This is a genomic window from Pseudomonas sp. NPDC088890 (genome assembly GCF_044900155.1).
GTDB lineage: Bacteria > Pseudomonadota > Gammaproteobacteria > Pseudomonadales > Pseudomonadaceae > Aquipseudomonas > Aquipseudomonas urmiensis.
The window spans coordinates 1,050,967-1,064,337 of the sequence record NZ_JBJDNG010000001.1 but is presented as its reverse complement, the minus strand read 5'-3'; the positions used below and the strand labels follow the sequence as shown (position 1 = coordinate 1,064,337).

Below are 13,371 nucleotides of genomic sequence, written 5' to 3'. Positions count from 1 at the left end.
CATGTGCTGACCCATGACCAGCTCGAACAAGTCGCCGACTTTGCCGCCGAGTACGATCCGCAGCTGCGCACCTTGCTCCAGCGCCAACTGTTCAGTACACCCAGCGTCCTCTCCCTGGCCGGCGTCCGGCAGATGCTCAGGCCTATGGCAGACCCGCTCAAGCCACGCGGGGTTGCCCTGGTGGTCGAAGATGCCATCGGCATCACCCAAGAGCTCAATGCCTGGCGCAACGCCGGTCTTGAACACCTCAAGGACTGGCTGGAAACCACCGAGCCGGCCGGCCCCGACGGTAAGCCCGGGCCGAGCAACGAGCGCAAGACCCTGGTCGCCCAAGCCTTCACCGAGCTGCACCAGCAGTTCAGCGAACGCAAGGTCGCCGCGCTCATGGGCCGGCACGCCGAAACCTTGCGCGTACAGCTCAAAGACAGCGATCAAGCCTTGCTGCCAGGGATGAACCGCGAAGGCTGGAATCAGTTCAAGGACACCCTCGTCGATATCAACAGCGAGCTGGTGCGCCAAGACCTGCAAGCTCGCGCCGAGCGAGGCGAGTTCGCCAAACAGTTCGAACAACGCTACCTGCCCCGGGTCAACCTGGGCGGTATGCGCGTGCAGCTTGGCTGGTTCCGCCAGGAGAGCGAAGAAGCGCAACGACTGGCCGAGGCACGCGCCGACGACCATCTGGCCTGGCTGCTCAGCCCCACCTTGCTGGAGGCATTGGCCTACTACGACGACAACGACCTCAACAGTGGGCTGCGCTTCGCTCACCAGAGCGGCTTGTGTGTCATCGGCATGGAAGCGGTGCCAGCCGGCGCACGCCTGTTGGCCCAGTGGTGGCAAGCCGAAGAAATGACCCCAGCCAACCTGGCGCTGCGCTCGTTCGTGTTCAACCAGCGCGACATCGCCCAGGTGCTGGAACAAACCCGGGTGAAGCTCGCCAACCTGCAGGCGCCCGCCGACCCGTGGCAGATGCTCGACACCACGCTCAAGCAGGCCAAGGAACTGGCTGCCCAGTTCAGCCGCGTCGATGGCCACCTCGATCAGCTTGCCGAGCACAGCCAGATCAACACCGCTGGCGCCCTGGCCTGGCTGGGCCAGCTGGGGCGAGAAAGCCTGCAGCAGGCATGCCCAACAGCAGCGACCACCGGCTGCATCGACGCTTGACTGCCTACCTGGTGGCCTCGCTGGGTGAACAGGCGTTGAACTTGCGCCTGGCCGAACACGCCCAGGATGGCCGCACCCCCTCCCCCGGACGCGTCGCCGCCCCCATCGTGCGCCGCCTGGAGCAAGCCTACGTCGACAGTGTGCGAGGCGCGCAGAGCAATGCGTTCTACCGATTGCGGGTCGCCAGTGGGTTGTTGCTGCTTGAGTCGAGCCTGCTGTTGCTGCAGGGGCAGCGGGACAACAAGGACCGGCGGTTCTGGAGTGAAGTGACAGCTGCGGGGTTGACCAGTGCGGCGGCGGGGATGGAGTTACTCGCGGTGGGGACCGAACAGGCGCTGGCCACTGTAGGCCGAGGCTCGGCAGCGGCGCGGGGGGCGCAAGTCAGCCTGGGGCGCTTTCGCTTGTGGGGAGCGGGGATGGCGGCTGCGGGAGGGATTGTTAGTATTTTTTGGGATTTTGCTGATGCGAAGACTAACTTTGACCAAGGAAAAGCTCTAGGAGATCACTCCACCAGGCTGGGAACAGCCTACTCGCTGCGAGCGCTGGCAACTGGAGCGCTCGTAATCGGACAAGGTGGAGTCGCATTTTCGCAAGCGGGTATGTATTTCCAATGGCTATCCTTAAAACCTGGATACGCTCAGCTTAGATTTACCCTTCTTGAACTTTCTTACTTATCCAACCGACTTGCTGCAAACCGAACATTAATGCTCTTGCTTAGCCGGCTGGGGTGGATTGGTGGAGCCATAGCACTGAGTGCGACTCTATATCTACTGCTGGTGGATGATAACGCGCTGGAACAGTGGTGCGACAAATGTTGCTTTAGCCTCAAACACAGCGGAGCTCGTTACAAGTCCGACAAAGATGAAATATCTGGCTTTTTAAATGCCATCAGCGAGGCCTTGTAATGTATTTTTTTGAATGGGGCGCCTGGGAGGCTTCACTCATACCAGAAGAAGAGCGTAAAAAGGATACGAGAACGCAAAGGTTACGCAAAAAGGTATGCGTATACGAAAGCGACGAACAAGAGGGAATGGCTGCAGCAAAACTTAGAGCCAGTGAAACCCCCAAAAGTCGCGGCCCCGTCTACGCATTCAATAACTGCATACTTGAAATGCGTAGCGGCATGTTTGAAGAAAAACGGGGATTCATCAGCATCTTGTCCGCCACAGTAATTTTCTTAATCATTAACGGCTTCATCGGCATTATCGCGGGCACTATCTGGACCATCGACTATTTCCATAGCACAGGGGATATCGCAACGGGATATTTGTGGATGGCCACGTGGCTCACCATACTTACACTACCCACCACTTGGTTTTATCTGAAATACTGCCTACGTTTCACCCGACTCGAGATGTTCACTTCCCGTCACCTATTGATCCGTTTCAACCGTATCACTCAACAGGTGTATCTACATCGCCCAAGCTACTGTGGCGGGATCGTCACACTGCCGTGGGAAGGGGTGACTTCAAGTGGTTCCGCTGACAAGTATGCAGTGGCAGGCGGTATAGGTGTCCCCCTTGCCCTCTGTTGGTCTCCCCCGTTTACCGGGACGCTACGCACAGAAGTTGCCTGGGTCGGCAAATCAGCAAACCATCACGGAGAAATCCGCGACGAGTGGGAGTTCATCCGCCGCTTCATGGACGAAGGCCCCGAAGGACTACCGCGCCCGCGCATCACCTCGCACTTCCCCTGGCCATGGCAAGCGTTCACCCCGCAGTTCGAAGGGGTCACGCACTATTTCCGCAATGCCTCGAAGCTCATCAAGGTCGGCCTGGTCCTGATCTCCCCCGCCTTCTTGATCATCGGCACCGGCCACTGGCTCAGCCTGCTGCTGTGTTGGAAACCGCGCTGGCCCAAGATCATTCGCCAAGCCGGCATGCCAGGCAAGCCTGTACCGCCGTTGACGACCCTTGCCGACTATCCACCGCACATTCAGCAGCGCCTAAGAGAAAACGCCCACCTTTGGGCCGTACGCCCGGGTCAACGCCCGGAGAAGAAACCGCGCAAGGTCTCTCATACCCGCAAAGCCGAACCTAAGCCTTCGTAACCAGCAACCAGACGCAAAGCCCGGCCCCCCTACAGAATTAGGAGCAATAATCGATGACCACGCAAAACACCAAGCAGGATGCGCTGGGCGCTGGCCTACTCATAAACTTCCAAGACGCCGAGCACACCCCGCCACCCACAATCAAATCCCGCCCCGAAGCACACGCCCCGCTCTATGCCGCCGACCTTCAATTTCAATTACGTGGCGCCTTCAGCAATCAGATGATCGATGCAGCAATGCCGTTATTTGGCTTGGCGATGCGTCTGCAAACGCTGGACGGCCACAGCGATATTGCGCAGCTGTACAAACAGGTTCACAACCAGATCAACCAAATCCTGGAGGAAATGCGCCAACACGCGTATGAGCCGACCCAGTTGCTGGCCTATTCGTACTCGCTGTGCCTGTATCTTGACGAGACCGTGATGCGGACGGACTGGGGCAAGAACTCCAGCTGGAGCCAACAGCCATTGCTGAGCGACTTTCATCAGGAAACCTGGGGCGGGGAGAAGTTCTTTACCGTGCTGTCGCGCATGATGCAGGAGCCGCAACGCTTTCAGGACGTACTGGAGTTCATGTACCTGTGTTTGTGCATGGGCCTCATGGGCAAATACGCTATCGAACCCAAGGGTGACGAGGCTGTACAAGCACTGATCGTCAAGTTGCACGCGATCATCCGCGAGCTCCGGGGCCCGACACCCGAGTTCTTTGCAGACTCATCGCACAATGTTGCCCCGCGCAATTTTCGCATGCAGCGCCAGTGGCCATGGTGGAGCCCCTTGCTGATCAGCGCTGTGGCCCTGGCCGCGCTGTACGGCTTCTACAGCTATCGCTTGCAGATGATTACCGATGAAGTATTGCAATCGCTCAATGGCATTCTGCAGTAGGCATTGAACGCAACCGGCTGAGACGAGCACGAACTGCGCTACAGTAGCGGCTCGCCAATGACCAAGGACGTCCCATGCACCTCGCCCCAGCTATCCCGATCCTGCGCATCTTCTCGGTCGACAAGGCCAAGGAGTTCTACCTCGACTTCCTCGGTTTTCAACTCGACTGGGAGCATCGTTTCTCGCCAGACCTGCCGCTGTACGCGCAGATCCACCGCGATGGCCTGATCCTGCACCTTTCCGAGCACCACGGCGATGCCTCGCCCGGCGCCACCATTTTTGCCCGGGTGGAAGACCTGCGAGCGTTGGAGCGCGAGTTGCAGGCCAAGCAATATGGCTATTCGCGCCCCGAGGCTGAGCCCGTCGACTGGGGCTTGCAGATGCAGATCTGGGATCCGTTCGGCAATCGCCTGCGCTTCTGCCAGCAGATTGACGACAGCGCTCAATGAAGGCCTTGAGCAAACGCGACCTGGCCCGCCTGGAGCGTGAGCTGGTGGTTTGCCTGACCGAAGCCTGCGAGACCGCCAAAAGCGAGATCGTCGGCTTCACCTGGCTAACCCACCGCCTTGCGCCAGACAACTTTCCTGCCAGCCTGCGCATCACCTGGGTATTCGAACAAGAAGCCGACAAGGACGCCGCCGTGGCAGGAGCTGCCAAGGCGCGCATGCTCGAGCTGACTGCCAAGGCCCTGAGCGAGGCTGGCGTGCACCTGGATCATGTCGCCTGGCACGTGCGTTTCGACAGCGAGCAAGCGTGCCAGCGCAGCCATGCTGGCGACTGGGATCGGCGTTTGCTGGGGCGCTGAGCGGCGCTGTTGGTGCTCGACGAGCCGAACACTCATCTCGACCTGCCTTCGCTGCACGCGCTGGAACTGATGCTCGGCCAGTTTCGCGGGGCAATGCGGGTGGTTGCGCATGACCTGGCCTTTATCGAACGCTTGCAGCCAACCGGCAATCTGCGGCTGTGACTGGGCGGTGAATCTATGACTGGGCGTTTCCGATCTGCGGCGGATGTATTATCGTGGCGAGGTGCGCAAATAACAGCAGCCTGAGCGATCGGGCATCTGCAAGACAAACGAGGGTGTCATGAGTAACGAGATTAACTGGGACAAGCTTGGCTTCGACTACATCAAGACCGACAAGCGCTACCTGTCCGTGTTTCGCGATGGCGAGTGGGACAAGGGCACCCTGACCGAAGACAACGTGCTGCACATCAGCGAAGGCTCGACTGCTCTGCACTATGGCCAGCAATGCTTCGAAGGCATGAAGGCCTACCGTTGCAAGGATGGCTCGATCAACCTGTTCCGCCCCGACCAGAACGCCCTGCGCATGCAGCGCAGCTGCGACCGCCTGCTGATGCCGCGCGTGCCGACCGAACAGTTCATCGAAGCCTGCAAGCAGGTGGTCAAGGCCAACGAGCGCTTCGTTCCGCCGCACGGCAAAGGTGCCCTGTACCTGCGTCCGTTCGTGATTGGCGTGGGTGACAACATCGGTGTGCGCACCGCACCGGAGTTCATTTTCTCGATCTTCGCCATTCCGGTCGGCTCGTACTTCAAAGGCGGCATGACCCCGCACAAGTTCCTGATCTCTGACTTCGACCGCGCCGCGCCGCAAGGCACTGGCGCGGCCAAGGTCGGTGGCAACTACGCCGCCAGCCTGCAGCCTGGCTACGAAGCCAAGAAAGCCGGCTTCGCAGACTGCATTTACCTCGACCCGCTGACTCACAGCAAGATCGAGGAAGTCGGTTCGGCGAACTTCTTTGGCATTACCGCCAACAACGAGTTCGTGACGCCCAAGTCGGCCTCGGTATTGCCAGGTATCACCCGCCTGTCGCTGATGGAGCTGGCCGAATCGCGCCTGGGCCTGAAAGTGATCGAGGGCGACGTACAGATCAACAACCTGGAGCGTTTCGTCGAGGCTGGCGCCTGTGGCACCGCTGCGGTGATTACCCCGATCGGGGGCATTCAGTACAACGGTAAGCTGCATGTGTTCCACAGCGAGACTGAAGTCGGTCCGGTGACCACCAAGCTGTACAACGAGCTGACCGGCATCCAGAGCGGTGACGTCGAAGCGCCGGCAGGTTGGATCGTCAAGGTCGCCTGAGACTTCGCGACACAGTGAACGATGGGGCATGCCAGCGCTGGCATGCCCCATTTTTTTGTGGTGGCGGTGCTGCCCTCATCGCGGGGCAAGCCCGCTCCCTCGAATGCTCCTGCAACCTCCGTGGGAGCGGGCTTGCCCCGCGATGAGGCCATTACCATCACCACAGAACCCGAAAGCCTCCTATCAGTCGCGCAGATGAATTTTTCTTAAATCGCCGTTTGTCTATTCTTTGGCACAATCAAGTCTCCATTCGCCGCCCAGGAACCAGCATGACCCGCGTACTGACCATCGAAGACGACGCCGTCACCGCCCAGGAAATCGTCGCTGAACTGTCCAGCCACGGCCTTGAGGTGGACTGGGCCGATAACGGCCGGGAAGGCTTGTCCAAGGCCATTGCCGGTGGCTATGACCTGATCACCCTCGACCGCATGCTGCCCGAGGTCGATGGCCTGACCATCGTCACAACCTTGCGCAACCTCAAGATCGCCACGCCGATCCTGATGATCAGCGCCCTGTCCGATGTCGACGAGCGGGTGCGCGGCCTGCGCGCTGGCGGCGATGACTACCTGACCAAGCCATTCGCTTCCGACGAGATGGCCGCCCGGGTCGAAGTGCTGCTACGGCGCAACAGCGTGCCCATGACCCAGACCCGCCTGCAGGTCGCCGACCTTGAGCTGGACCTGATTAGCCACGAAGCACGCCGCGGCGAACAGACCCTGAACCTGCTGCCTACCGAGTACAAGCTGTTGGAATACCTGATGCGCCATTCCGGCCAGGTGATCACTCGGATGATGATCTTCGAGGAGGTCTGGGGCTATCACTTCGACCCCGGCACCAACCTGATCGATGTACACATTGGGCGTTTGCGCAAGAAGATCGACTCGCCCGGCCAGTCGCCGCTGATCCGTACCGTACGGGGCTCGGGCTATGCCATTGCTGAACCCGTCTAAGGGCTGGAGCTCCTCGACCAGCCGCCTGTTGGCGCTGTACAGCTTTCTGTTCGTGGCCTGGAGCAGCATCCTCATGGGGGTGCTGTACTTCGAGGTCTCCAGCTACCTGAACAAACTCACCCGCCACTCGATGCTGCAGCGCCAGCACTTGTTCGCCCACATGAGCGGCAAGCAGCTGGACGATGCACTGATTGCCAGCCAGGCCTTCGAAGAGCGTAGCTTTGACGCCTACGGGCTGTTCGACGCCCAGCTCAACCCGATTGGCGGGCGGATCCGCAGCATACCGCCGGAGTTGGGGCTGGACGGCAAGATCCATGAGCTCAAGCGTTGCCTGGACGCGGATGACCCACACATGCTCAGCGACAGCTGCGATGCCGTGGCGATCAAGGTTCAGGATGGCCGCTGGCTGGTGCTGCTACGCGATAATGGCTCGTTGTTCGTGGTCACCCGGATCATCCTCGACGCCCTGCTCTGGGGCATCTCGCTGACCCTGATCCCAGGCTTTGCCGGCTGGTACCTACTGCGCCGACGCCCACTCAAGCGCATCCGCGCAGTGCAGGCCAGCGCCGAATTGATCGTGGCCGGCGACCTGACCCACCGCCTGCCGCTGTCCGCACGCCGCGACGAGCTGGACATGCTCGCCGCCATCGTCAATGCCATGCTCGATCGCATCGAGCGGCTGATGCACGAGGTCAAGGGTGTGTGCGACAACATTGCCCATGATCTGCGCACACCGCTGACCCGCCTGCGCGCCCAGCTTTACCGGATTCGTCAGCAAAGTGGCGATGATTCGCCGCAGGCCGAAGCGCTGGACCAGGCCATTGGTGAAACCGACACGCTGATGGCACGCTTCCGTGGGCTGCTGCGCATCAGCGAGTTGGAAGACCGCCAGCGCCGGGCCGGGTTCGTCGAACTCGATCCGCATGCACTGTTAGTCGAGCTGCATGATTTCTACCTGCCGCTGGCCGAGGATGGCAGCATTCGCCTGAGCTTGGAGCAGCCGGCGCAGTTGGCGGCGCTGCACGGTGATCGCGAACTGCTGTTCGAGGCGTTGGCCAATCTGGTGGGTAATGGCATCAAGTTCACCCCAGCGGGTGGCCAGGTGAGGATCGTCGCCCGGCAGGATGCCGAGGGCGTGCATATCGCCATCGAGGACAGTGGACCGGGGATTCCCGAGCAGGAACGGGCTGCGGTGTTGAAGCGGTTTTATCGCAGTGACGAAGGTCACCGGCATCCGGGGTTTGGGCTGGGATTGTCGATCGTGGCGGCGATCGTGGATTTGCATGGGTTTAGGTTGGAGGTTGGCGAGAGTGAACTAGGCGGGGCAAGGTTGGTGCTGCACTGCCCGCTGGCCAGTTGAAGCCTGGGGCCGCTTTGCGATCCTTCGCGGGCAAGCCCGCTCCCACAAGGCCTGCGCCGCCCTTAGGCATGCGCGGTCCCTGTGGGAGCGGGCTTGCCCGCGAAGGGTCGCAAAGCGGCCCCAAAATGCCAGATCAGTCAGCCAGACGCCAGGTAGTCGCGCCCTTGCTGTCCTCCAGCACCACGCCCATGGCCGTGATCTGGTCACGAATCCGATCAGACTCCGCCCAGTTCTTGTCAGCACGTGCCTGCAAACGCGCCTGAATCAACGCCTCCACTTGCGCTGCATCGACCTTGCCTTCGGCACCGGCACGCAGGAAGTCATCCGCCTCCAGCTGCAACACCCCCAGCACATCGCCCAGCTCACGCAGACGACCGGCCAGGCCAGCGGCGGCCTGCGGATCGCTGTCGCGCAGGCGGTTGATTTCGCGCACCAGGTCGAACAGCACCGCACAGGCTTCCGGCGTACCGAAATCGTCGTTCATCGCCACGCTGAAGCGCTCGACGAACTCTTCACCACCAGCCGCAGCCACCCGCGGCAAGCCGCGTAGCGCGTGGTAGAAGCGCTCCAGCGCGCCCTTGGCATCGCGCAGGCTGTCTTCGGAGTAGTTGATCGCACTGCGGTAGTGGCTGGCCACCAGCAGGTAGCGCACCACTTCCGGGTGGTACTTTTCGAGCACGTCGCGGATGGTGAAGAAGTTGTTCAACGACTTGGACATCTTCTCGCCGTTGATACGGATCATGCCGCAGTGCATCCAGGCGTTGGCGTACTGCTTGCCGGTGGCCGCTTCGCTCTGGGCGATCTCGTTCTCGTGGTGCGGGAACTCCAGGTCGCTGCCGCCACCGTGGATGTCGAAGCTCTCGCCCAGGCAGCAGGTGGACATCACCGAGCACTCGATGTGCCAGCCCGGACGACCCGGGCCCCATGGCGACTCCCAGCTCGGCTCGCCGGGCTTGACGCCCTTCCACAGGACGAAGTCGAGCGGGTCTTGCTTGGCCTCGTCGACTTCGATGCGCGCGCCGATGCGCAGGTCTTCGATCTTCTTGCGCGACAGCTTGCCGTAGCCGACGAACTTGCCGACCCGGTAGTACACGTCGCCGTTACCCGGTGCGTAGGCATAGCCCTTGTCGATCAGGGTCTGGATCATGGCGTGCATGCCGGCGATGTGGTCGGTGGCACGTGGCTCTTGATCGGGCGGCAAGATGTTCAGGCGGCGCTCATCTTCGTGCATCGCGTCGATCATACGGGCGGTCAGCGCATCGAACGTCTCGCCGTTCTCGTTGGCGCGGTTGATGATCTTGTCGTCGATGTCGGTGATGTTGCGCACGTAGGTCAGGTCGTAGCCGCTTTTACGCAGCCAACGGGTGACCAGGTCGAACGCCACCATGCTGCGGCCGTGGCCCAGGTGGCAGTAGTCGTAGACGGTCATGCCGCAGACGTACATGCGCACCTTGTTGCCATCGAGCGGCTTGAAGGCTTCCTTGGTCTTGCTCAGCGTGTTGTAGATGTTAAGCACGGCGATTCCTTAGCTACCCCAGGAGTCACGCAGGGTGACGGTGCGGTTGAACACCGGGCGGCCCGGCTGGGTGTCTTTCAGGTCGGCGCAGAAGTAGCCTTCGCGCTCGAACTGGAAACGGTCTTCAGGCTGGGCGTTGCCCAGGGAAGGTTCCGCACGACAACCGGTCAGCACCTGCAGCGAGTCTGGATTGATGTTGTCCAGGAAGCTGCCGCCCTCCTCGGTCTTCTCTGGGTTGGCCGAGCGGAACAGGCGATCGTACAGGCGTACTTCGCATTCGACGCTGGTGGCGGCCGGTACCCAGTGGATCACACCCTTGACCTTGCGTCCCTCGGGGTTCTTGCCCAGGGTGTCGGGGTCGTACGAGCAGCGCAGTTCGACGATGTTGCCAGCGGCGTCCTTGATCGCCTCGTCGGCGCGAATCACGTAGCTGCCGCGCAGGCGCACTTCACCGTTTGGCTCAAGGCGCTTGTAACCTTTTGGCGGCTCTTCCATGAAGTCGTCACGGTCGATGTACAACTCACGGGCGAACGGCAGTACGCGCACGCCCATGTCTTCTTTGGGGTGACGTGGCAGCTCGAGGTTTTCCACCTGGCCTTCTGGATAGTTGCTGATCACCACCTTCAGCGGACGCAGTACGCACATGGCGCGCGGTGCATTGCGGTCGAGGTCGTCACGGATGCTGAACTCGAGCATGTTCATGTCGACCACGCCGTCGGAGCGGTTGGTGCCGATCATTTCGCAGAAGTTGCGGATCGATGCCGGGGTGTAGCCGCGACGGCGGAAGCCCGACAAGGTCGACATGCGCGGGTCGTCCCAGCCATGCACGTGCTGCTCGTCGACCAGCTGCTTGAGCTTGCGCTTGGAAGTAATGGTGTAGTTCAGGTTCAACCGGCTGAATTCGTACTGGCGCGGATGGGCCGGCACCGGCAGGTGGTCCAGGAACCAGTCGTACAGTGGACGATGACCTTCGAACTCCAGGGTGCAGATCGAGTGGGTGATGCCCTCGATCGCGTCCGACTGGCCGTGGGTGAAGTCGTAGTTGGGGTAGATGCACCACTTGTCACCGGTCTGGTGGTGGTGGGCATGGCGGATGCGGTAGAGGATCGGGTCGCGCAGGTTCATGTTCGGCGAGGCCATGTCGATCTTGGCCCGCAGCACCCGCTCGCCGTCCTTGAACTCGCCGGCCTTCATGCGCGCGAACAGGTCGAGGTTTTCCTCGACGCTACGCTCGCGGAACGGGCTGTTCTTGCCAGGCTCGGTCAGGTTGCCCCGGTACTCCTTGGCCTGCTCAGGCGTCAGGTCGCAGACATAGGCGTTACCCGCCTTGATCAGCGCTACGGCCCAGTCGTGCAATTGGTCGAAATACTGCGAGGCGTAACGCACCGGACCTGCCCACTCGAAGCCCAGCCACTTGACATCATCCTGGATGGCGTCGATGTATTCCTGGTCTTCCTTGGCCGGGTTGGTGTCGTCGAAACGCAGGTGGCAGACGCCGCCGAACTCTTTAGCCAGGCCAAAGTTGACGCAAATCGACTTGGCATGGCCGATGTGCAGGTAGCCGTTAGGCTCCGGCGGGAAGCGGGTGACGATTTGCGTGTGCTTGCCCGAGTCCAGGTCGGCCTGGACGATCGGCCGCAGGAAGTTCGCAGGGACGGCGGGAGCGCCTTTGGCAGCGGCGTTGGGCGCGTTGTCGGCAGTGGGCTTGCTCATAGGATCCTTGAATGCACGTATTCGGCCTGGGTAGGCCTATTGAATCAAAGGGCCTATCATAGCCGAAGCAGTCAAGCTGCTGACAGCCGGACACCGACAAAGTGGCACGATTTATCGCAGTGTTTATCGCGACGGTGTAGCGTAATCCGGCAAAATGGCCGCTGCGCACTTGTGTCGCGCTCGCCCGATCCTGCGTCAGGTGACAATATGCGCACCTGTGCACCCTATTTCCAAAATGCCTTGATAGAGCGAATTTCAGCATGTCCAAAGTCAAATTGAGCACCAACCACGGCGACATCGTCCTGCAACTGGATGCCGAAAAGGCCCCGCTGACCGTTGCCAACTTCCTGGAATACGTCAAAGCAGGCCACTACAGCAACACCGTGTTCCACCGTGTGATCAAGGGCTTCATGATCCAGGGCGGCGGTTTCGAACCAGGCATGAACGAAAAACGCGACAAGAAGCCAAGCATCCAGAACGAGGCCGACAACGGCCTGAAGAACGACAAGTACACCATCGCCATGGCCCGTACCATGGAGCCGCATTCGGCCTCCGCGCAGTTCTTCATCAATGCCTCGAACAACGACTTCCTCAACCACAGCGGCAAGAACGTGCAGGGCTGGGGCTACGCCGTGTTCGGTAAAGTGACCGAAGGCCAGGACGTGGTCGACAAGATCGAAGGCGTTGCTACCGGTTCCAAGGCCGGCCACCAGGACGTGCCGAAAGACGACGTGATCATCGAGAAAGCCGAGATCATTGAGTGATTCTGCTGATCTCTGATCTGCACCTGCAAGAAGAACGCCCGGACATTTCCCGGGCGTTTGTTGATCTGCTCGAAGGCCGTGCGCGTCACGCCAAGGCGCTGTACATCCTGGGCGACTTCTTTGAAGCCTGGATCGGCGATGACGCCATGAGCCCTTTCCAGCAGTCGATCTGCCAGGCCTTGCGCCAGCTCAGCGACGCTGGAACGGCGATCTACCTGATGCACGGCAACCGCGACTTTCTGCTTGGCCAGGACTTCTGCAAGGCTGCTGGCGCCACGCTGCTGGACGACCCTTGCGTGGTCGAGCTGGGTGGCGAGCCCGTACTGCTGATGCACGGCGATACCTTGTGCACCCGCGACCTGGGCTACATGAAGCTGCGCCGCTACCTGCGCAACCCGCTGAGCCTGTGGATCCTGCGGCACCTGCCGCTGTCCACCCGGCAAAAGCTGGCGCGCAAGCTGCGTAGCGAAAGCCAGTCGCAAACGCGCATGAAAAACACCGAGATCGTCGACGTTACGCCTGAGCAAGTGCCCCTGGTGATGGCTGCGCACGGCGTGCGTACGCTGGTGCATGGGCATACCCACCGGCCGGCGATTCACAAGCTGGTGGTCGATGGTCAGCCAGCACGGCGTATCGTGCTCGGCGACTGGGACCGCCGCGGCTGGGCGTTGCAGGTCGATGAACAGGGCTTCCAGCTGGCCCCGTTCGACTTCAACTGATCTGCTTGTCGCTGCACAGCCCTGGCTTGATTGGCGGCCTGCCCGCGAACAAGCCAGGGCTGATCCAACGCAAATGAATGCAAACGGCACATTGCTGCCCTGCAACTGCACGCGAACAAATCCTTCCTATACTGCATCTGGCGTCCTTGCAG

At 60.9% G+C, this 13,371-nt stretch carries 14 protein-coding genes; 12 read left to right on the top strand and 2 right to left on the bottom strand.

Features of this window, described 5'->3' with window-relative positions; genetic code table 11:
• The 10 genes from ACI2JX_RS04860 to ACI2JX_RS04815 all read left to right on the top strand — a co-directional run.
• A partial coding sequence (locus tag ACI2JX_RS04860) for a T6SS effector BTH_I2691 family protein (RefSeq protein ID WP_404689513.1) occupies positions 1-1,161 on the top strand: 1,161 nt, incomplete at its 5' end.
• On the top strand, positions 1,122-2,066 hold the full coding sequence (locus ACI2JX_RS04855) for a hypothetical protein (protein ID WP_404689512.1): 945 nt from the start codon (positions 1,122-1,124) through the stop codon (positions 2,064-2,066). The genes ACI2JX_RS04860 and ACI2JX_RS04855, both read left to right, overlap by 40 nt.
• The gene (locus ACI2JX_RS04850; protein WP_404689511.1) at positions 2,066-3,211 is read left to right on the top strand and encodes a DUF6708 domain-containing protein; all 1,146 of its coding nucleotides are present in this window, start codon (positions 2,066-2,068) and stop codon (positions 3,209-3,211) included. Before ACI2JX_RS04855 ends, ACI2JX_RS04850 begins: the two co-directional genes overlap by 1 nt.
• A 53-nt stretch (positions 3,212-3,264) precedes the next feature.
• A complete protein-coding gene (icmH, locus tag ACI2JX_RS04845) occupies positions 3,265-4,095 on the top strand; it encodes a type IVB secretion system protein IcmH/DotU (protein WP_404689510.1) in 831 nt (276 codons plus the stop codon).
• A 74-nt stretch (positions 4,096-4,169) separates the two neighbouring features.
• Positions 4,170-4,544 carry a glyoxalase superfamily protein gene (locus ACI2JX_RS04840; protein WP_186555270.1) on the top strand — a complete coding sequence of 125 codons (375 nt, stop codon included), beginning with the start codon at positions 4,170-4,172 and terminating at the stop codon, positions 4,542-4,544.
• A complete protein-coding gene (locus ACI2JX_RS04835; RefSeq protein WP_264232447.1) occupies positions 4,541-4,900 on the top strand; it encodes a hypothetical protein in 360 nt (119 codons plus the stop codon). The genes ACI2JX_RS04840 and ACI2JX_RS04835 overlap by 4 nt, the downstream gene beginning before the upstream one ends.
• Before the next feature lie 12 nt (positions 4,901-4,912).
• Entirely contained in the window at positions 4,913-5,062 is a 150-nt protein-coding gene (locus tag ACI2JX_RS04830; protein ID WP_264232446.1) for a hypothetical protein, read from the top strand.
• A 118-nt stretch (positions 5,063-5,180) separates the two neighbouring features.
• Complete coding sequence (locus ACI2JX_RS04825; RefSeq protein ID WP_404689509.1) at positions 5,181-6,197, top strand: branched-chain amino acid aminotransferase; 1,017 nt, start codon at positions 5,181-5,183, stop codon at positions 6,195-6,197.
• Between the two features lie 269 nt (positions 6,198-6,466).
• Positions 6,467-7,147, top strand: a complete 681-nt coding sequence (locus ACI2JX_RS04820; RefSeq protein ID WP_186555266.1) for a response regulator transcription factor — start codon at positions 6,467-6,469, stop codon at positions 7,145-7,147.
• Entirely contained in the window at positions 7,125-8,507 is a 1,383-nt protein-coding gene (locus tag ACI2JX_RS04815) for a HAMP domain-containing sensor histidine kinase (RefSeq protein WP_264232444.1), read from the top strand. The genes ACI2JX_RS04820 and ACI2JX_RS04815 overlap by 23 nt, the downstream gene beginning before the upstream one ends.
• 133 nt (positions 8,508-8,640) lie before the next feature.
• On the opposite strand, the gene cysS is transcribed toward ACI2JX_RS04815, so the two are convergent.
• Both cysS and ACI2JX_RS04805 read right to left on the bottom strand, forming a co-directional pair.
• Entirely contained in the window at positions 8,641-10,023 is a 1,383-nt protein-coding gene (gene cysS / locus ACI2JX_RS04810) for a cysteine--tRNA ligase (RefSeq protein WP_186555264.1), read from the bottom strand.
• A gap of 9 nt (positions 10,024-10,032) precedes the next feature.
• Complete coding sequence (locus tag ACI2JX_RS04805) at positions 10,033-11,736, bottom strand: glutamine--tRNA ligase/YqeY domain fusion protein (protein ID WP_368973250.1); 1,704 nt, start codon at positions 11,734-11,736, stop codon at positions 10,033-10,035.
• Positions 11,737-11,996: 260 nt separating this feature from the next.
• Between ACI2JX_RS04805 and ACI2JX_RS04800 the strand changes: the two genes are divergently transcribed.
• Both ACI2JX_RS04800 and ACI2JX_RS04795 read left to right on the top strand, forming a co-directional pair.
• Complete coding sequence (locus ACI2JX_RS04800) at positions 11,997-12,500, top strand: peptidylprolyl isomerase (RefSeq protein WP_186555262.1); 504 nt, start codon at positions 11,997-11,999, stop codon at positions 12,498-12,500.
• Entirely contained in the window at positions 12,497-13,219 is a 723-nt protein-coding gene (locus ACI2JX_RS04795; RefSeq protein ID WP_186555261.1) for a UDP-2,3-diacylglucosamine diphosphatase, read from the top strand. Before ACI2JX_RS04800 ends, ACI2JX_RS04795 begins: the two co-directional genes overlap by 4 nt.
• Positions 13,220-13,371 lie beyond the last annotated feature (152 nt).